The sequence below is a fragment of the Mulberry dwarf phytoplasma genome (assembly GCF_056504655.1).
Genome location: NZ_CM151418.1, coordinates 591,681 through 610,815, shown reverse-complemented (window position 1 = coordinate 610,815; position 19,135 = coordinate 591,681). Strand labels below are relative to the sequence as shown.

Genomic DNA, 19,135 nt, shown 5'->3' with positions numbered 1-19,135 from the left:
TATGTCATTTTTTGATAAAATTTTTAAAAAATTCAATATGGGCGTCCTTTATTTTGCTTTAATTTTAATAGTTGCCACTTTTATTTATTGTTATTTTACTAAGAATGCAAAAAAAGATAACAATACATTTGATGAACTTGCAAAAGATAACAAAATTGAAAAAATTATTTATGAACCTCACTATTTTAATTCATATTTTTGTAATGTTGTAGTTACTACTACAGACGGTAAAGAAATTGATTTTTTTAATATGCCTTGTGAAAAAGTATTTGACAAAAAACCAAACGACAAATATAAAATTGATTCTGTAGATCCTAGACCTTGGAATGGTTATGAACCTGTTGTTTGGGTATTTAGACAATGTTTAACAATGTTAATTTTTTACTGTTTTTTTCTCTTTTTTGCCGATACTATCAAACAAATGGGACAAGAAATTTTGGCATCAGCCCCTGGTAAAAAAGGTTCTAAAAGTCGCAAAGTTATTATCAATCAAAAAAGATTTACTTTTTCAGATGTAGCAGGAGCTGATGAAGAAAAAGAAGAAATGTCAGAATTGATTGACTTTTTAAAAAACCCGCGCAAATACGCTGCTATGGGAGCAAGAATTCCTAAAGGAGTTTTGTTGTATGGACCTCCAGGTACAGGAAAAACCTTACTTGCCAAAGCAGTTGCAGGTGAGGCAGGCGTTCCTTTTTTTGCTGCTTCAGGTTCTGATTTTGATGAAGTTTATGTAGGTGTTGGTGCTTCACGTGTCAGAGATCTTTTTAAAGAAGCTCAACTGGCAGCTCCTTGTATCGTTTTTATCGATGAAATTGAGGCAGTTGCTAGAAAAAGAGGCTCCAATATTGGTGGGAGTAACAGTTCTGAACAAACCTTAAACCAACTTTTAGTAGAGATGGACGGCTTTAACCAAAAAATGGGTGTTATTGTTATTGCAGCTACTAACCAACCCGAAGCTCTTGACTCAGCTATTTTGCGTCCTGGACGTTTTGACCGTCACTTTAATATTACTTTACCAAATGTTAAAGACCGTGAAGCTATCTTAAAATTACATGCAAGTAATAAAAAACTTTCAGAAGAAATTAGTTTAGAAGAATTAGCTAAACAAACCCCAGGTTTTAGTGGTGCTCAATTAGAAGGCACCTTAAACGAAGCTGCTTTATTAGCTGCTAGAAGAAATACTACTTTTATCAATAAAAAAGATATCAGCGAAGCTTTAGACCGTATTTTAATTGGACCTGCTAAAAAATCTAAAAAATACAATGACAAAGAAAAACGTATGGTAGCTTATCACGAAGCAGGACATGCTGTTATTGGAATTAAAATTCCTTTTGCCCAAATAGTGCAAAAAATCACCATTATTCCCCGCGGAAACGCAGGTGGATACAACTTAATGCTTCCTCAAGAAGAAACTTTCTTTTCTTCCAAAAAAACCCTATTAGCCCAAATTACTTCCTTTCTGGGCGGACGTGTTGCCGAAGAATTAATGTTTGACGACGTTTCTAACGGCGCTTACAACGATTTTAAACACGCTACGCAAATAGCTAAACTGATGGTAACTAAATACGGCATGAGTGATTTAGGACCAGTGCAATATTCAGGAAATACTTTCCAAAATGATTTTTCTGATCCTAAAGGTTTAGAAATTGACCAACAAATTCAAAAAATTATTGCTAATTGTTATCAACAAGCCAAACAAATTATTCAAGAAAACCAAGATTTGCTTGACACAATCGCTAAATATTTACTTGAAATTGAAACTCTTAATAAAAGAGATATTGATGAAATTGTAACTACAGGAAAAATTGCTTGGTGGGAAAAAGAAAAAGAAGAAGCCAACAACCCAACCCAACCAACTTCTCAAATGCCTTCCAACAACGAAACAACTAGCACTGATACAACTCCTTTAAATGATGAATTGAAAACAACAACCAATTTAGACAACCAAGAATCAAACGAATCAAATCCAAACAATAAGGAAAAAACTTCTCCAGAAGTTGTGTCAACAGATTCCGAATAAACCCAAAACCAATCTATTTTTTCATTTCTAAAAATAGTTTTTTGCAAAAACCAAAAATATCTTTACAATTAACACCAATTTTAAGTTTGATTAGAGTTGGTGTTCGTTATGATAATTTAAATTTATCACCAATGCTTTTTCTTGATTTTTTTAACCTTTTTATTATTTTTTCTTTATTTTTGAAACCCAATTCTTTTACTACATTTTTTTAACTTTTAGAAAACAAGGCCTTTTAAATGAATGAAAAAAAAGAGTTTCTTATTTCTGCCAGTGAGGCATTTCAACGTTTAGATCATTTTTTATTGACTCACATTAATTTAAATAAAAGTCAATGTCAAAAATTAATTTTGGCACAACAAGTTTTGGTCCACTCCAAACCTGCGAAAAAAAGTTATTTGCTCAAAGCCCAAGACCTCATTACAGTTATTATCCCTCAAACTCAAGAATCTGTTAATTTACAAACTCCTCAAAATCTTAATTTAGACATCATTTACGAAGACCCCTATTTAGCAGTTATTAATAAACCTGACAATTTGGTAGCACACCCTTCTTTAAGTTTTCAAGAAACAACCTTAGTTAATGGCTTGTTGTACCAATTTGCAACTTTAAGTCATGTAGATACCCAAAGACCTGGTATCGTGCATAGACTTGACAAAAATACTACTGGTTTATTAATTATTGCCAAAAATAATGATGTAAGCGACAAACTACAAATTGCGTTCCAACAAAGAAAAATTACCAAAATCTATTGGGCTTTAATTGAAGGTTTTTTAGAAGATAAAGGCACTATCAAACTGCCTATTGGAAGAAATCCTCATAATCGATTAAAAATGCAAGTTATTCCAGACGGTAAAACTGCTGTTACTCATTTTAAAACTTTGCAACGTTTTTCTCACTTTTCTTTGATGGAATTTAATTTGGAAACAGGAAGAACTCATCAACTAAGAGCACATTTTTCCTTCCTCAAACGTCCTATTATAGGAGATCTACTTTATGGTTCATCACACCATATTACTCCTTTAGGTCAATTTTTGCATGCCAAAATGTTAAAATTCAACCACCCTATCACCAATCAAAATCTTATTTTAGAAGCACCCTTACCTGCTAATTTTGAAAAGCTTTTACAATCTCTTAACAACTCCAATTAATGCTTTAAACTTTTTTATCTTTACTTTATCATTTGTGTTTTAAACTTTTTATTTTTTTCACCCACTTTCCAATTTTACAATCATTTAAATTAAAAAAACAATAAACAAGGAATTATTTATGATTAAAATTAATAATCTTTCGAAAACTTTTTTCCTTAAAAAAGAAAAACTTCCAGTTTTACAAAACATTTCACTTGCAGTTTTGAAAGGCGAAATCTTTGGGTTAGTAGGAACTTCGGGTTCTGGCAAAACTACTTTATTAAAAATTATGAATGGATTTATGTTGCCTGATAAAAATGCTAATTCTTCCATGCAAAAAGCTTTTAGTCATCTAGAAAGTGCTATGATTTTTCAAAATTTTAATCTTTTGAGTAATTTAAATGTTTTTGAAAATGTGGCTCTTCCTTTAGAAATAAGAAGCACTCCCGAAGAACAAATTACTACTAAAGTAAATAAAATGCTAGATTTTGTAGGACTTTGCCAATTTGCAACTGCCTATCCTAAAACGCTTTCGGGCGGACAAAAACAACGTGTAGCCATTGCACGTGCCTTAGTTTACGAGCCTAAAATTATTTTTTGTGACGAGCCTACTTTTGCCCTGGATGAAATGACAAGTCAAGAGATTTTGAAGTTATTGCAAACAACCAATCAAAAACTAAAAACTACCATTGTTTTGGTTTCTCATAATGTTGCAGTAATTAAAAGTTTGTGCCATCGTGTAGCTATTTTGGAGCAAGGAAAATTAGCTAAAATTGCTACCCTTAATCCTTCTTGTAAATTTGAAGCTACTTCTTATCAAAACATTTTTATCTAAATTTTATCCTTTTTCTTATCCTTTTTTATCATACAAATGTTTTTGTCCAACAAAATATTAATAAATAAAATCACTTAGAAAGAAGACACATTACATGTTTAAACTATCCTCTTTATCTTCCAAAACTAAAAAAAATCTATTATTTGCCTTATTAACTATTTCTCTTTTGTGTAATTTGCTTTTGGGTTATTTTCTTTGGGATGCTAAAAAATCTTTAGCTCATACCCCTTCCAACCAAAAAAACCATAAATTAACAGTAGCAACTGCTCTGCCAACTATTAAATATTTTTTAGAAGAATATGCCAAAGACCGTTTAAAAGAATACAATATTGATTTAGATGTTCAATATATAAGTTCTAGATTTAAACAAACCAATGAATTACTTTTAAACAAAAAAGTTGATGCTAAATTAGACGCTCATGTACATAATTTAAATATTTTTAATAAAGAAAATCCAAATATTCCAGATCAAGATAAATTAACGTTTAGCCAAGTAGTTTATTTAGCTAAATTTGGGCTTTTTGCTAAACCTAATACTTTTAATAATTTAGAAGGAATTAAAAAAAATAATCATCCTAACAAACTTAAAATTTTGATGCCACAAGACAATTTTCAACGTTCTTTAGCTTTGCGCGTGTTGCAAGAATTAAAAATTATTGAAGAAATAAACCCAAAACGCACTCTTAGCACCGAAGAACAATTTAATTTAAAAACTACAGATTTTAAACCTACTAATTTATATCCTGACATAGAATACACTACTGAATCGGATTTAATGACAATTACATCTAGATTTCTTGCTCCTAATGATTTTGATTTATGTCTTAATTATCCTACTCTTATGGGATTGGGAATAAATAATTTTATATCACTAGGAATAATGCAAAAACCCACTAATTTAGATGATATTATTTATTCTTATGCCATTTCTTTAGTGACTACTAACAATAATAAAAATAACTGGAAAATTAAAATTTTACAAGATATTTTAAAAGAAGAAGAAGCTATTGCATATATGGAAAAAAGCCAATTTGCAACCAATTTTTATATGATTCCAAGACAAGAAGTTAAACAAATAAGTAAAAACATTAAAGATAAATATTTAGGCAAAACAGGCGCTGCTCCTGCTTCTAATTAATGGAAAAACTCAATGGAAAATAATATTTTTATTCGTTTGTGGAATGTTTTAGCTAAAAATCAATTGGTATGGAATGGTTTTAAAGAAACTCTTAAAATTACTTTAATAGGTTGTTTTATTGCTTTTTTTCTAGGGCTTATTTTAGGAGTTTTATTATATTTATTCAAAATACAAAAACATTATAAAAGATATTGGATTTTAAATAGTTTGATGAATTTTTTCATTTCTACTCCTTTTTTAATCTTAATTGTTTTATTACTAAAATTAATTTTAATCCCTTATTTTCGCATGGGTTATGGCTTTGGTACTGCCCTTTTTTTCTTAGTCTTAGCTATTGCTCCTCTTTTTGCTCGTCATTGTGAACAAGCTTTTTTAACTACTAATCCAGAATTATACCAAACATCATTTAGTTTTGGAGCAACTAAATTTCAATTTGTGACTAAATTTTTGTTAACAGAAACCCGTTCTGATATCATTTTAAAACTAGCTTCTCTTTTTATCACTTCCCTTGCTTATTCTTCTGTTTTGCAAATTGTAGGGCATCAAGGTATTGCAGCAGTGGCAATTGATAATGGCTATAACGGACATTATGATTTTGAACCCTTTTTTACTCGCTTTGATTTAATTATAGTATCTGTTTTGCTTACCTTTATTTTAACTCAAACAGTTTATTTTTTAGGAAATCGCATTGCTTTTGCCCTTGATAAACGCTAATTACATCCATTTTTTACCAAATTTTTTTCCTCTCACCAACTTTTTTATCATTTTTTTCCACAATTTAGTCTTTTTTTTCATCAAATAAAGTAAAATAAGGTATAATACTCTTGTGGATAATATGAAATTAATTATAGCTATCGTTTCTAGTCGCGATGCTAACAAAGTACAACAATCTTTAATAGAAAATAGTTTTTTTACAACTAGATTAGCTACTAAAGGAGGTTTTTTAAAAGAAGCTAATGCAACTTTTATTTTAGGAGTCAAAGAAGAACAAGTACCCAAAGCTTTAGAAATTATAAAAGCCCATTCTCATAAAAAAACTCAAATGATTCCAAACAATATCATCAATGAGTTTAGTGCTTATAATTCTTTTCCTACCGAAGTTTGTGTGGGCGGAGCAACGATTTTTGTTCTTGATGTGGGCCAGTTTTTAAAAGTTTAACATTAATTAATAATTTTATCAAACCTAAAACCTATCAAATTCAACCAAATTTAAATTAAAAAAAGGAGTTTTTACGTGGCATTAACCAAAGAACAAAAACAAGAAATCATTAAACAAAATTCACGTTTTGCAAAAGACACAGGTTCATCTGAAGTTCAAATTGCTATTTTATCAGCAGAAATCAAACAATTAAGTGAACATTTAAAACAACACCCTCATGATTTTCACTCTAAAAGAGGTTTGTTTATGAAAAACAGCAAAAGACGTAATTTAGTAAAATATTTAGCAAACCAAAATTAATAATTCAAATATCACAGCTTTTGTGGTATTTTTTTATTTTTATTTCCTTGCATTTAATTTACTCAAACCAACCCCAACCCCCAAAAATTACTTACACACACACGCAACTAAACGCATAACAAAGTTAAAAAGGAGACAACAAGAAACAATATGAAAGGTTTATTAGTTTTATATGACGGATTTGAGGATTGTGAGGCTTTAGTCACAAGAGCTTTATTAAATCGCGTAGCCCTTCCTTTAACAACTGCAACTCTAAATCCCCAATTAGAAGTTATGTCTTCTAGCGGGCTTTGTGTAAAAGCAGATGCCAATTTAGCTACTATTAATCCTTTAGAATACGATTTTTTAGTTATTCCTGGAGGACCTTACGTAGCGCAAATTATTGAAAAAGAAACTTTTTTATTAAAATTAATTCAAAAATTTGTTGATGTTAATAAAGTTATTGGAGCTATTTGTTCCGCTCCCATGTTTCTAGGCAAACTAGATTTATTAAAAAATCACCCTTTTACTTGCTTTCCTTCTTGTAATCATTTTATTGAAGGTACTTATTTGCCAGACCAAAAAGCTGTTATTAGTGATAAATTTGTAACTTCGCGTTCTCCTATAACCGTCTTTGACTTTGTTTTTGCTTTAGTAGAAGTGCTGAAAGGCAAAGCTTTTGCTTTTGCTTTTAAAAATTCCCTTAATGTTTAGTAAATGTTTAGTAAATTTGGGACTTTTTATTTGTATATAAAAAATATCAAAATTATCTGATAACCATCCAACCATTATCCTCTTTTTTCAATTTTTTTTACACAATTTATGCATTCTTTTTTAAAAAAAGTTGACAAAATGATTTTTTTACTTGACTTAATGACATTATTTTAGTAAAATATTAATAGAATATTGAAAATAAAAAATTACTATTTCATAATAATTAAGACTATTTCATATCTAAATTACAAAAGATTTCATAACTCTTTTGTTTTTGTCGCTTTCAAACAAAACACAAATACACACATAAAATTAATCACTATTTTTTCATTAATAATAAGGAGAAAATTCCATGACAGAACAATTGCAACCAAAAAACAATCAAAAAACTTTAATGGCTAATAAAACAACAGTAAAACCTAAATGGCACCTAGTAGATGCTAAGGGCAAAACCCTAGGCAGATTAGCTACCAAAGTGGCTTCCATTTTAAAAGGAAAACACAAAACACATTACACGCCACACGTAGACAATGGCGATTATGTTATTGTTGTAAATGCTGCCTATATTCATTTAACTGGCAAAAAATGGCAACAAAAAACTTACTACAAACATTCAGGTTATCCAGGTGGTTTAACTAAAGTTGTAGCTTCAGAAATGATGCGTAAATTTCCTACAAGAATGGTTGAAAAAGCAATTTTAGGAATGGTTCCTCATACTAAATTAGGTTCACAAATTGGTAAAAAATTATTTGTTTATGCTGAACAAAACCACAATCACCAAGCGCAACAACCAGAAAGTTTAGAGGCTTAATTAGATGAAAAAAGTAAATTATTTTGGTACTGGTCGTCGTAAAAGTGCTGTGGCAAGAGTTATTTTAACTAATGGTACTGGCAAAATTACAATCAATACTAGAGATTTTGAAAAATATTTACCATTACCTGCAACACGCCTAGAAATGATTCAACCTTTAGAATTAACTGAAAAAAGAGAAGCTTTTGATGTAAGTGTGAATGTAAACGGCGGAGGGCTTTCAGCTCAAGCAGGCGCTATTCGTTTAGGAATTGCACGCGCTTTAATTGAAAGTGTTCCCGAATTAAGAGCCATTTTAAAAAAAGCTGGTTTATTAACTCGCGATGCTCGTTGTGTTGAACGCAAAAAATACGGTTTAAAAAAAGCTCGTCGAGCACCACAATTTTCCAAACGTTAATCCAAAAAAGAACTTTGTCAAAAAGTTCCTTTTTTTTAAATTTTCCACCAACACCTCCCCTATCGATTTTAAATTAAAAGGAAAACCCTTGCTGTAACTATGAAAAAAATTAAAGTTCGTTATGCTCCAAGCCCTACTGGTTTTTTGCATATAGGAAATGCCCGCACTGCTTTATTCAATTATTTGTTTGCCAAACACAATCAAGGAGAGTTTATCATCCGCATCGAAGACACCGATTTTTCACGCAATGTTGAAGGCGGCGAGGCTTCTCAATTAAAAAATTTACGTTGGTTAGGAATTGATTGGAGCGAAGGGCCCGATATCCAAGGACCTTTTGGACCTTATCGCCAATCAGAAAGACTTGCCATTTACCAAAAATACGCCCAAAAACTACTTGATCAAGATCTCGCTTACAAAGAATTTCAAGAAGGACACACCACTTTTGCCATAAGATTTCGCGTTCCTACCAATCAAACTTTTGCCTTTGATGATTTAATTAGAGGCAAACTTACTTTTCAAAGTCAAGAAATCGAAGATTTTATTATCCTCAAATCAAACGGCTATCCTTCTTATAATTTTGCAGTTGTCATTGACGATCACTTAATGCAGATTTCTCATATTTTTCGAGGAGAAGAACACATCACTAACACTCCTAAACAAATTATGATTTATCAAGCTTTCCAATGGCATCTTCCTCAATTTGCTCACATGACTTTAATTCTTAACGACAACAAAAAAAAATTAAGCAAAAGAGATGCTAATATTATGCAATTTATTGAACAATATGAAAAATTAGGATACTTGCCACAAGCATTATTTAATTTCTTATCTTTGTTAGGATTTAGTCCTTTAAGCCAAACCGAAATATTAAGTCCCCAAGAATTAATTAATTTATTTGATGTGGCACGCCTCAATAAAGCTCCTGCTATGTTTGATAAAACTAAACTAGATTATTTGAATAATCAACATTTAAGAAAGTTGCTTCCAGAAGTAATTGCATCATTTATTTTGCAAAAAAAATATTTAGTTCTTACAACCGCTCCTACAAATGACAAAGAGTGGATGACTAAATTTGTGGCTTTGTTTCAAGATAGAATGAATTATATGCAACAAATCACAGATTTTTATCAACTTTTTTTTCAATCCACACCTTTTTTATCGCAAGAAGCTACACATTTTTTACAAACTAATCCCCAAACAACCCTTATTTTAAAAACTTTTTATAATGTTTTTGATGTTATTGTATTTGAAAAAGATGTTATTGCTAATTCCATTAAACAAGTTACTAACCAAAATGATTTTGCTAAAAAAACACTTTTTATGGCTTTGCGTATCGGAACTACTTGCAAAATGCATGGTCCCAGTATCGCCCTTTTATTAGAATTGTTAGGAAAAAAACAAGTACTTAAAAATCTATCTTATGTTTTAGAACAAGCCCAAAAATTTTAATTAATTCCATTTGAAAAATAATATTTATATATTTCATAATTAATTTAATTTACTTATCATTTTATTTTATATAATTCATTCCATCGCAATTTAACCCTTATTTTTTTCTTTTATTTGCCCCCTCATTTTTCTTTATGCCATTTTCCAAACAAAAAGGATTTCTTTAATGCTAAAAATTTATAACTCTTTAACTCGCAAAAAAGAATTTTTTAACCCTGCCCATCCGCCCCAAATTAACATGTATGTTTGTGGACCTACTGTCTATAATCACCTGCATTTAGGAAACACCAGACCGTTAATTTTTTTTGATACAGTGAAAAGATATTTAGAAATGCTTAATTTTAGGGTATATTATGTAGTAAATATTACTGATATTGATGATAAAATTATTGAAAATGCTCTTAAAAACCAAGTTTTGGAACAAGATTTAGCCAATAAATATATTAAATCTTTCAACAATCTCCTCAAAACCCTAAACATTCAAACCATTAATTTTAAACCTCAAGCTACTCAATATATCAATTCTATGATTGTCTACATCCAAACTCTTTTAGACCAAGGATTTGCTTATTTTACCGATCAAGGAATATATTTTTGTGTATCTAAAATTGATGATTATGGTAAACTCAAAAAACAAGATTTATCCCAACTTAAACAAAATGCACGTAAACAATTAGACCCCCAAAAAGAATTTCCAGGAGATTTTATTTTATGGAAAAAAACTTCGCAAGGTATTACATACCCAAGTCCTTGGTTTGCAGGGCGTCCTGGTTGGCATACTGAATGTGCAACTATGATTGAACAACTTTTTAAATTGCCTTTGGATATTCATGGAGGAGGCACAGATTTAAAATTTCCTCATCATGAAAATGAAATTGCCCAAACACACGCCCATAGCCACCAAAAACTAGCTAATTTTTTTATGCATGTAGAAAGATTAGATTATCAAAATCAAAAAATGTCTAAATCTTTAGGAAATATTATTTGGTGTAAAGATTTATTAAAACAATACAATCCTTGCATAATAAAGCTTTTAATTTTGAGTACTCATTACCGCAAGCCAATCAATTTTAGTTATGATTTGATGGAACAAGCCCAACAAAAATACCAAAAAATAACTGATTTTTTAACTAAAAATAATTTTTATTTAAAAGTTAATCAATTTTCTTGCCAAGCCTTAGACCAAGATATAATGCAGTTATTTCATCAATTAATGCAAGATGATTTGGCTACTCATAAAGTAATTGATTTAATGGAACAAACAATTAAACAAGCCCATCAAACCCAAATTTTGGATAAGTTATCCCAATTTCAAAACTCTTTATTATTAATTTTAAATATTTTAGGAATTACAATTCCATTTAACAAACCAACAAAAACAGACTTACAAACATATTTTTTGTGGCAAGATGCAAGAAAATGTAGAGATTTTTCCCAAGCAGATATTTTAAGAAAGCAATTATTAGATAAAGGCTTTATTTAAAAACTTTGAAACACTCAAATAATTTGCCCCCACATTTTAATTATTTTTTTTACCTTTTTTTATTTTTCAATATTATTTATTGCAATTCACAAACATTACAATAATTTTATTTATTTAGAAAAAGACCTCTTAATTGAGGTTTTTAATATATTATCAGTATCAGAGGGAATCGTGCTAAAAGTTTATTATAATCAAACCATCTTAAATGTTCCTTTAAACACTAGTTTAGAAACTTTAAAAAATCAATTAAACCTTAAAAATGTTTATGCTGCCAAAGTAAACAATAAATTAAAAGAACTTACCTTTAAATTGCATGCCCCCATCAATCAAATTACTTTTTTAGGCGCTTGGAACGCTGCGGCTGTAAATATTTATGAAGCTAGTTTAAGATATTTAGTTGCTATGGCATCTTACAAACTTTTTGAAAATATTTCATTACATTTTACTTATTATAGTTCTTCTAGTATTTTGGTATCTTTTCCCAAAGAAATTACCTTTTTGCCAGAAATGTTTCAAAAAATTAAAGAAGAAATGCATTTGTTAGTATCGCAAAAATTAGATATTGCCAAAAAGAAATTGCCCCTTGAAAAAGCCTTGCAAATTTATCAATCTTTGGGATTTGGGGATAAAATTAGTCTCCTCAAACAAAAAGCTCCTTCCTTTGCTACCCTTTATTTTTGCCAAAACTATTGTAATTATATGTATCAAGGTTTAGTTCCTAACACTAGTTATTTAGATAAATATCATTTATTTTATCATCAAAATGGGTTTGTTATGCAATTTGTAACTCCTTTTAGTGATGAAAAAATTCCTTCTTTTCAACAAGAACCTCTATTTGAACAAATGCTTACTCAAAGTTTGGCTTTTAAAAAAACTATTCAAATGCAAAATGTTTCCCAAATTAATCAATTTGCCAAAACTGCTCAAAGTCAATTTAATTTAATTAATCTTGCAGAAATTAATCATCAAAATCAGTTGCAACAATTAAGTGCTAAAATTGCTAAACGTGCCTCCAATCTTAAAATTATTAATATTTCGGGTCCTTCTTCTAGTGGAAAAACTACATTTGCTAAAAGATTACAATTACAATTACAAGCGTTTGGAATTTGTACTTTTATTATTGCTATGGATAATTATTATTTGCCTTTGAAAGATATTCCCAAAGAAAAAGATGGCATCTCCTTTGATTTTGAAAGTATTGATGCCTTAAATATTCCTTTATTTAATCAAAATATCTATGATTTGCTGACTTGCAAAAAGACTACTATTCCCCAATTTGATTTTGTTACTCGTAGTCATACCCAAAAAGATATTCAAACCCATAATCATATTATTTTGGTAGAAGGAATACATGCCATAAACCCTAAACTTACTCCTTTTATTCCAAGATTACAAAAATTTCAAATCTATATTGCCCCACAACATCAATTATCACTAGATTTCCACAATCCTTTACATTTAACCGATGTGAGGTTTTTAAGAAGAGCTATAAGAGATTATATTTCTAGGAATACTACTATTTTAAGGACTTTTGAGTTTTGGGATTCTGTGCGAAAAGGGGAGTTTAGATGGATTTATCCTAATCAACAAGAAGCTGATTTTGTTTTCAATTCTGAATTAATTTATGAATTTAATGTTTTGAAACCATATTTAATTCCTTTGTTATTGCAAATTCCTGAAACAAGTAAGTATTTTGATAAAGCTCAGTATTTTTTAAATTTGTTAAGTTTTTTTAAATCTTTGGATTCTAATTTAGTGTTTCATGAGTCTTTGTTAAAAGAATTTATTGGTGGGAGTCCTTTTTATTTTTAGATTATTTTATAATTAAATATTTTGTTATATGGAAAGATTAACTTTTGCAAAAGTTAATCTTTTTTTGTTGAAAAAGATATATTATATAAATGAGGATGTATAAATTATAATTGCAGTATTTAAGGCAAAAACTTATCAATATGCAGTTGTATCACAAAAATAGTTATATTCATGTTATAATTAAGCTGTAAAAAGTTATTATATTTTAATATTTAAGTGTATAAAGATATTTAAATATAATTTATTCAAAAATATTCATACACAAAATATTGATGTGAGGAACTTTATGTATCAGAAAAAAATTTTAATTAGATTTGGAGAATTATTTTTAAAAGGAAAAAATAAAAAAGCTTTCATTAATACATTAAGACAATTATTACAAAATAAAATTAAAGACCTTTGCAACGTTCAAATGTATTTTAAACATGATTATGCTTATCTAGAATATATTTATGATGCAAGTTTAGAAAAAGAAATTCTTAAAAGATTATCTTATGTATCAGGGATTTCTTCTTTTGTTGTAGTAAGTCAAGCAAGTAGACAATTAGATGATATTGTTCAAAAAGCTTGTTTATTGTTGCAAGAAAAAATTACAAAAAATACTTCTTTTAAAATAGACACCACTAGAAAAGATAAAAGTTTTGCTTTAAAAAGTTTGGAACTTACCCAACAAATTGCTCCTTTAATTTTAAAGCAGTTTGAAGGTAAATTAATAGTTGATGTTAAAAATCCTCAAGTTATTTTACATGTTAGTATTAGAAAAGAAAACACTTATCTTTATTTAAAAAGTGATGAAACTCAAGCTTTAGGAGGGTTTCCTGTTTCTTCTGGTGGTAGAGGAATTGTTTTGATGAGTGGTGGTATTGATTCTCCTGTAGCTGCTTATTTGGCGATGAAAAAAGGTATTACAGTAGAGTTATTACATTTTGAATCAAGCCCTTTAACTCCTTTAGAATCAATCCAAAAAGTAATTGATTTAGCTAAAGTTTTGAGTCGTTATGCTTTTGGTAATCAAATTAAATTGCATTTAGTGCCTTTTAGATATTTGCAAGAAACAATTACTAAAACAGTTCTAGATTCTTATATCATTAATGTTATGCGTCGGATGATGTATCGTTTAGCTTCTCAATTTGCTTTTCAAAAAAATCATTTATGTTTAATTAATGGTGAATCAGTAGGACAAGTAGCAAGTCAAACTTTGGAAAGTATGCAGACAACTACTCAAGTAACGAGTATGACTATTTTAAGACCTTTAGTTACTATGGATAAAAATGAAATAATTAAAATAGCTAAACAAATTGATACTTTTGATATTTCTATTCGTGCTTTTCATGATTGTTGTACTCTTTATTTGCCTCAAAATCCCACCACCAAACCAACTATTCTAAAAGCTAAAAGAGAAGAGCAAAAAATAGATTATTTTCCCTTATTAAATGATGCTTTGCAAAATACAATTACTCTAAATATAGACCAACATTTGCAATTTAATATCTGTGATTATGGTTTTTTTGATGTAAAAGAAGCAATTAAGCATTTTTGCGAACAAAATCCAGAGCAAACAATTGTAAGTCAATATTAAAATACAAAAGATAAAAAACAATTCAATAAAATAATATTCAATAAAATAATATTCAATAAAATAATATTCAATAAAATAATATTCAATAAAATAATATTTAAAAAGAGCGTAAAATGCAAATTAATTTTATATTTTTATGCTTTACTAATTTCATTCAAAGGAACATTTATGATTACATCGAAACAAAATCATACTTTTAAAAAATTAAAAAAATTACAATTAAAAAAATATCGCGATTTATATCAACAATTTTTAGTATATGGTGATCATCTCATTGAACAAGCACAAAAAAACAACGCTGTTGTTACCGTTTTTACTTCTAATGAGGAAAAACCAGGGACTTTTATTGCGCCTTCTTTGATGAAAGAATTATCTCAAACTAAAACTGTCTTTGAGCAAATGGCTCTTTGCAAACCTACCTCAGAGAATAATTTATTGTCTGATAAAATTTTAGTTTTGGATGATATTCAAGACCCTGCTAATTTAGGAGCTTTAATGCGTTCTGCTAGTGCTTTTGGGTTTAATCAAGTTTTTGCCAGTTTTCATAGTGCTGATTTTTATCATGAAAAAACTATTAGATCAAGCCAAGGTGCCTTATTTTCGCTTTCCTTAAAAAGAGGCAATACTAAATCCTTTTTAGAAGAAATTAAAGAAAAAAACTATTCTATTTTTAGTGCTTTTCCCCAAAAAGCCAATATTACTATGGAAGATGCTAAAAAATATCCTAAAAAAGTATTAGTTTTAGGAAACGAAGGACAAGGGATTTCTTTGGAAACAGAAGCCCTTTCTGATTATTTTGTAAATATTTGCACTCAAAATGTCGAAAGCCTAAATGTTGCAGTTGCAGGAAGCATTTTAATGTATCTTTTGTAATTACCAAAGATAAAAATTTATTGCAAAAAAATAAAACAATAAAATATCATAAAACAAATTATAAAATAAATAAAATAATAAAGAGGTTTAAAAATGAATATATTACATGATATTAATCCTGAAAGAATTACAAAAGAAGAGTTTATAGTAGTTATTGAAATTTCTCAAGGAAGTAAAAAAAAATATGAGATTGACAAAGAAACAGGTCTTTTGTTGCTTGATCGTTTTTTGACAACTGCTTTTCGATATCCGATTAATTATGGATTTGTTCCTTTAACTAATTGTGAAGACAATGATCCTTTAGATGTTTTGGTGTTATCTCAAGAAATCCTAGATCCTATGACTTTGGTAAAATGTCGTCCTTTGGGAGTAATTAAAATGATTGATAATGATGAATTAGATGAAAAAGTAATTGCAGTTCCTGTTTTTGATAAGTATTTTTCTCATTTACAAGATTTAAAAGATATTCCTTTGCCAATGATTGCAGAAATTAAGCATTTTTTTGAAAATTACAAAGCTTTGGAAAAGAAAAAAGTAGTTATTGAAGCTATACAAGATAAACAAGCAGCATTTAGTGCTATTGAAACAAGTCTTTTAACTTATCAAAAAGTTATTAAACCTTCTTTAAAGAAAGAAAAAAAGCAATAAAAACCTTCTTATATTTTTGCAAATAAAGTTTATTTGTGTTTTGCCTCCATATCATTTTTCAGTTTTAATAAGGCTCAATTGTAATTAAATTATTTGATTAATATTTGATTAAAATGTTTGAAAAGAAAAGATTTGACAATAATATTGGTGATAAATATACTGTACAACAAACTTATTTTAAAAAACTTACTAACTCAAATTTGATTATTGCATTTATTTCATTTTGCAAAGGAAAAGTTTAAATTATGAAAACAATTATCACTAATAAAAAAGCATTTTATGATTATTTTTTAGAAAAGAAAAAATATCAAGCAGGAATCAAATTATTAGGAAGCGAAGTAAAATCAATTAGAATAGGAAAAATTAATTTATTAAACTCCTATATTCATATCAAAAATGAAGAAGCTTTTATAGTGAATATGACTATTTTAAAATATCCTTTTAGTTGTTGTTTGGCATATGATGAAAATAGAACTAAAAAGATTTTGTTGCAAAAACATGAAATTATCCAAATTCAAAACAAAATTAAAACTGAAAAATTGTCTGTTATTCCTTTAAAAGTTTATTTTAATAAAAATTTAGTTAAATTAGAAATTGCCTTAGCTAAAGGTAAGAAACAACACGATAAAAGAAATGCTTTAAAAGACTTTGATGCTAAATTGCGTATTCAAAAAACATTAAAAAACTTTAATCAAAAACAATAACTCTTAACCCTTGTATTTTTTAATGAATAAAAAACCAATTTTAAAAATCCCCAACTTAAATTGCTTAATATTTTGTATTTTTTTGTAGTTTAACAATAATTTATAACAATTAAAATTTTTGCAATAATAATGATACAAAATAATTAATTATTTTGTATTTTTTGCTTTTATGCAGATATCAAATTAGACAATAATTAAGGACACATGAATGAAAATTTCTAAAACTCGTTTTATTAAGTTTTTAAAAGTTTTAAAATATTTGAATTTTAAGTTTTTGTATCAAAATAAATCTCAGTTTCTTTTGGATTTTTCCAATGAACTCAAAGATTTAATTAATGAAGAAACTTATGCTAAAAAACTTGCTTTTTTACAAGAAAATCTAAGCGAGCAAGACGAATATCAAGCTGTTTTAAACCAAAAACATTTAAACATTATGCAACCTTATTACAAACAATTAGAGCTTTTGGTAGGTTCTTATTTGGAAAAACATTTTCCAGGAGAAGTTATTTTTTCTTTGGAAACTTATCAACAAAAAAAGTTTCAAATGAATAAACAAGGATATCAATTTTATTGTTTTTTAGATGGATATCAAGAAGACAAAACTACTATTCGTATTTTTGAAACTAAAACTACTACTAGCAAAAAATTCTTAAAATTGCAATTTGTAAACGATAACAAAGAAAAAATGCCCTTTTTCCATTATACAAGTCCTAACACCTTATCACCTTTTTGCAAGGGCTCCAATCAAGACAACCCATCTTATCAAAAAAAAATGCAAACTTTTTTTAATCCCAAATCACAAGAAGGAAAATACATCTATGATTTAACTTATCAAAGATGGGTAATTGAAAATAATTTAACTGAGGCACAAAAAAAGAAAAAAATAGAGTATTATTTGGTAGTTCTTAATTCGGATTATGTTTATGATTGCAAAAGTTGTAATGCGGCTTTGGATCCTAACTTGCTTACTTTTATTGATTTGACTTTGATTACACAACAAGGAACTCAAATATTAGAAAATGATGCCAATCTTTTAATTTCTTATTTGTCTTCAAAAACTAACAAGCCAAACGACACTTCTGCTTATTATTTGTTGCCTGAAAAAATCCTTCATTTTTATGAAAACATCCCTTCCAAAGACAGTATTTTTACTTATTTTTATAATCATTTAGGTTTTTTTGACTCCCAAAACAAACAAAAACACGAAACACAACAGTTAATTTTGCAACAATATTATCATGTTTCTGACATTCCTTTTGCTTGGTTGAATCGTTTTGATAACAAAGTGCAACAAAAAGTTACCCAAAAAAAGCTTCCTTATTATTGTTTTGATAAGATTAAAGCAGGGTTGCAAATTCTAAAATACCCTCTTTATTATTTAGATTTTGAGGCTTTTCCGTGTCCTTTTCCTAGATTTAAAGGCGAAAAACCCTATACTCAATCCTTATTTCAATTTTCACTTCACATCGAAAAAGCCCCTGGTTTGTGCAACAAAGATAAAAATCACGTTTCTTTTTTGGCACCCGATCACGCCGATTACAGAAAAACCCTATTAGAAAAACTAACCAATGCCATTTTAGATGATGGAGGCTCCATTATTGTTTATCATAAAGCTTTTGAAAAAACACGCCTTCAAGAATTATCTTTGCTTTTTCCTGAATATTCCTTGCAAATCCAAAACATTATTGCGCGTATTTTCGACCTTAAAGACCTTCTAAAAGGCAGCAAAACTTTTTATCAAAATCTAGGATTTGATTCCGAACAAGCCGCAGGCATTAATTTTTATCATCCCCATTTGCAAGGTTCTTTTTCTATCAAAAAAATTACTCCTTTATTTTGCAATTTGAATTATCAAAATTTAGTTATTCAAAATGGTATTGAGGCTTTTTTAACTTATATTCAACTACCTAAAATGTCTCCTTTGCAATTTCAAGCGCAATTTCAAGCCTTAGAACAATATTGCAAACAAGATACTTGGGTAATGGTAGAAATTTTGAAAGGACTTATCAGCCAAACCCAAAAACCTAATTTCTTATATTTAACTCCTAAAGATATTGTCCAATAGTCAAATTTATTATTTTTATCTCCTTTTTACTCACAAAATTCC

At 28.6% G+C, this 19,135-nt stretch carries 18 protein-coding genes; all 18 read left to right on the top strand.

Going from position 1 to position 19,135, the window contains the following annotated elements; translation table 11 throughout:
• The first annotated feature begins 1 nt into the window (after window position 1).
• Window positions 2-2,020, top strand: coding sequence for an ATP-dependent zinc metalloprotease FtsH (gene ftsH / locus JAHGCCOI_RS03030; RefSeq protein ID WP_479491952.1), 2,019 nt, complete (start codon window positions 2-4; stop codon window positions 2,018-2,020).
• Between the two features lie 236 nt (window positions 2,021-2,256).
• The gene (locus JAHGCCOI_RS03025) at window positions 2,257-3,168 is read left to right on the top strand and encodes an RluA family pseudouridine synthase (RefSeq protein WP_479491951.1); all 912 of its coding nucleotides are present in this window, start codon (window positions 2,257-2,259) and stop codon (window positions 3,166-3,168) included.
• A 118-nt stretch (window positions 3,169-3,286) separates the two neighbouring features.
• Window positions 3,287-3,982, top strand: a complete 696-nt coding sequence (locus JAHGCCOI_RS03020) for an ATP-binding cassette domain-containing protein (RefSeq protein WP_227807294.1) — start codon at window positions 3,287-3,289, stop codon at window positions 3,980-3,982.
• A 94-nt stretch (window positions 3,983-4,076) separates the two neighbouring features.
• Window positions 4,077-5,120 (top strand): MetQ/NlpA family ABC transporter substrate-binding protein, encoded by a 1,044-nt coding sequence (locus JAHGCCOI_RS03015; RefSeq protein WP_479491950.1) that lies wholly within the window; start codon window positions 4,077-4,079, stop codon window positions 5,118-5,120.
• Between the two features lie 12 nt (window positions 5,121-5,132).
• Window positions 5,133-5,834: an ABC transporter permease subunit gene (locus tag JAHGCCOI_RS03010; RefSeq protein ID WP_339332307.1), complete on the top strand. Its 702-nt coding sequence runs from the start codon at window positions 5,133-5,135 to the stop codon at window positions 5,832-5,834.
• A 121-nt stretch (window positions 5,835-5,955) separates the two neighbouring features.
• A complete protein-coding gene (locus tag JAHGCCOI_RS03005) occupies window positions 5,956-6,279 on the top strand; it encodes a cyclic-di-AMP receptor (protein WP_227807391.1) in 324 nt (107 codons plus the stop codon).
• A gap of 75 nt (window positions 6,280-6,354) precedes the next feature.
• Window positions 6,355-6,579 (top strand): 30S ribosomal protein S15, encoded by a 225-nt coding sequence (gene rpsO / locus JAHGCCOI_RS03000; protein WP_034172201.1) that lies wholly within the window; start codon window positions 6,355-6,357, stop codon window positions 6,577-6,579.
• Between the two features lie 150 nt (window positions 6,580-6,729).
• Window positions 6,730-7,272 (top strand): DJ-1/PfpI family protein, encoded by a 543-nt coding sequence (locus tag JAHGCCOI_RS02995; RefSeq protein WP_227807296.1) that lies wholly within the window; start codon window positions 6,730-6,732, stop codon window positions 7,270-7,272.
• A gap of 352 nt (window positions 7,273-7,624) precedes the next feature.
• Window positions 7,625-8,083, top strand: coding sequence for a 50S ribosomal protein L13 (rplM, locus tag JAHGCCOI_RS02990; RefSeq protein ID WP_227807297.1), 459 nt, complete (start codon window positions 7,625-7,627; stop codon window positions 8,081-8,083).
• A 4-nt stretch (window positions 8,084-8,087) separates the two neighbouring features.
• Window positions 8,088-8,480 (top strand): 30S ribosomal protein S9, encoded by a 393-nt coding sequence (gene rpsI, locus JAHGCCOI_RS02985; RefSeq protein ID WP_011160514.1) that lies wholly within the window; start codon window positions 8,088-8,090, stop codon window positions 8,478-8,480.
• A 99-nt stretch (window positions 8,481-8,579) separates the two neighbouring features.
• A complete protein-coding gene (gltX, locus tag JAHGCCOI_RS02980; protein WP_227807298.1) occupies window positions 8,580-9,929 on the top strand; it encodes a glutamate--tRNA ligase in 1,350 nt (449 codons plus the stop codon).
• Between the two features lie 166 nt (window positions 9,930-10,095).
• The gene (gene cysS, locus JAHGCCOI_RS02975; protein ID WP_227807299.1) at window positions 10,096-11,412 is read left to right on the top strand and encodes a cysteine--tRNA ligase; all 1,317 of its coding nucleotides are present in this window, start codon (window positions 10,096-10,098) and stop codon (window positions 11,410-11,412) included.
• Between the two features lie 171 nt (window positions 11,413-11,583).
• Window positions 11,584-13,224 (top strand): nucleoside kinase, encoded by a 1,641-nt coding sequence (locus JAHGCCOI_RS02970; protein WP_479491948.1) that lies wholly within the window; start codon window positions 11,584-11,586, stop codon window positions 13,222-13,224.
• Window positions 13,225-13,510: 286 nt separating this feature from the next.
• Entirely contained in the window at window positions 13,511-14,803 is a 1,293-nt protein-coding gene (gene thiI / locus JAHGCCOI_RS02965; RefSeq protein ID WP_249291107.1) for a tRNA uracil 4-sulfurtransferase ThiI, read from the top strand.
• 168 nt (window positions 14,804-14,971) lie between these two features.
• Complete coding sequence (locus JAHGCCOI_RS02960; protein ID WP_212775349.1) at window positions 14,972-15,676, top strand: TrmH family RNA methyltransferase; 705 nt, start codon at window positions 14,972-14,974, stop codon at window positions 15,674-15,676.
• Between the two features lie 93 nt (window positions 15,677-15,769).
• Entirely contained in the window at window positions 15,770-16,324 is a 555-nt protein-coding gene (locus JAHGCCOI_RS02955; protein WP_212509133.1) for an inorganic diphosphatase, read from the top strand.
• 245 nt (window positions 16,325-16,569) lie between these two features.
• Window positions 16,570-17,028, top strand: coding sequence for an SsrA-binding protein SmpB (smpB, locus tag JAHGCCOI_RS02950; RefSeq protein ID WP_212509134.1), 459 nt, complete (start codon window positions 16,570-16,572; stop codon window positions 17,026-17,028).
• Window positions 17,029-17,236: 208 nt separating this feature from the next.
• A complete protein-coding gene (locus JAHGCCOI_RS02945) occupies window positions 17,237-19,093 on the top strand; it encodes a DUF2779 domain-containing protein (RefSeq protein ID WP_479491947.1) in 1,857 nt (618 codons plus the stop codon).
• The last annotated feature ends 42 nt before the right edge of the window (window positions 19,094-19,135 follow it).

Coding starts and splice junctions, on each gene's coding strand:
- JAHGCCOI_RS03010 (WP_339332307.1), top strand. CDS start 5,133: ATGGAAAATAATATTTTTATTCGTTTGTGGAATGTTTTAGCTAAAAAT.
- JAHGCCOI_RS03015 (WP_479491950.1), top strand. CDS start 4,077: ATGTTTAAACTATCCTCTTTATCTTCCAAAACTAAAAAAAATCTATTA.
- JAHGCCOI_RS03025 (WP_479491951.1), top strand. CDS start 2,257: ATGAATGAAAAAAAAGAGTTTCTTATTTCTGCCAGTGAGGCATTTCAA.
- gltX (WP_227807298.1), top strand. CDS start 8,580: ATGAAAAAAATTAAAGTTCGTTATGCTCCAAGCCCTACTGGTTTTTTG.
- JAHGCCOI_RS02955 (WP_212509133.1), top strand. CDS start 15,770: ATGAATATATTACATGATATTAATCCTGAAAGAATTACAAAAGAAGAG.
- ftsH (WP_479491952.1), top strand. CDS start 2: ATGTCATTTTTTGATAAAATTTTTAAAAAATTCAATATGGGCGTCCTT.
- rplM (WP_227807297.1), top strand. CDS start 7,625: ATGACAGAACAATTGCAACCAAAAAACAATCAAAAAACTTTAATGGCT.
- rpsI (WP_011160514.1), top strand. CDS start 8,088: ATGAAAAAAGTAAATTATTTTGGTACTGGTCGTCGTAAAAGTGCTGTG.
- thiI (WP_249291107.1), top strand. CDS start 13,511: ATGTATCAGAAAAAAATTTTAATTAGATTTGGAGAATTATTTTTAAAA.
- JAHGCCOI_RS02945 (WP_479491947.1), top strand. CDS start 17,237: ATGAAAATTTCTAAAACTCGTTTTATTAAGTTTTTAAAAGTTTTAAAA.
- cysS (WP_227807299.1), top strand. CDS start 10,096: ATGCTAAAAATTTATAACTCTTTAACTCGCAAAAAAGAATTTTTTAAC.
- JAHGCCOI_RS02960 (WP_212775349.1), top strand. CDS start 14,972: ATGATTACATCGAAACAAAATCATACTTTTAAAAAATTAAAAAAATTA.
- JAHGCCOI_RS03005 (WP_227807391.1), top strand. CDS start 5,956: ATGAAATTAATTATAGCTATCGTTTCTAGTCGCGATGCTAACAAAGTA.
- JAHGCCOI_RS03020 (WP_227807294.1), top strand. CDS start 3,287: ATGATTAAAATTAATAATCTTTCGAAAACTTTTTTCCTTAAAAAAGAA.
- smpB (WP_212509134.1), top strand. CDS start 16,570: ATGAAAACAATTATCACTAATAAAAAAGCATTTTATGATTATTTTTTA.
- JAHGCCOI_RS02995 (WP_227807296.1), top strand. CDS start 6,730: ATGAAAGGTTTATTAGTTTTATATGACGGATTTGAGGATTGTGAGGCT.